This window comes from Mesorhizobium sp. M7A.F.Ca.ET.027.03.2.1, from assembly GCF_003999175.1.
Classification (GTDB): Bacteria; Pseudomonadota; Alphaproteobacteria; order Rhizobiales; family Rhizobiaceae; genus Mesorhizobium.
Map to the genome: position 1 here is coordinate 1 of NZ_RZOM01001910.1, position 440 is coordinate 440.

1 pseudogene is annotated in these 440 nt (G+C 56.4%); it reads left to right on the forward strand.

Features of this window, described 5'->3' with window-relative positions:
- Positions 1–244: 244 nt before the first annotated feature.
- Positions 245–440 (forward strand): annotated as a pseudogene (locus EN750_RS39835) (hypothetical protein); the annotation flags it as partial.

The following is a 440-nucleotide window of genomic DNA, read 5'->3' on the forward strand; positions in this document are numbered from 1 at the left end:
GTTTCAAGGTGAAGTGAAGAGCTCTCAGTCACCGCTCGGATGACGGATGCGACGATATTTCCGCGGAGCTGAGAATGGCCACCACGCGTCGCCGGGCTTTGAAAGCGTGAGCGACGGGGGAATGTCGGTGGAGAACTGACCTGCCGTATTTGCGTTTAAGTCGCTGGTTATAAAATGTGCAGGACATCAAGTTGATTCGCCCGCATCACTGGCGAGTCCGTGCCAGGCGAATTCCGGGGCTGATATGAAGATCGACTTTTCAACCAATGTTTTTCCGCTGTTTCATCCGCAAAGCGTGGATGATCTCAAAGACCCTTGCCCCGTCTTTGATGGCAGCCTGTGGCACGTCTTCGGCTCGAGCGGCACGGTGACCAGCGAGACGTGGAGGATCCTGCATGCCACGGCGCCGGAACTTTATGGGCCGTGGACCGAGCATCAGT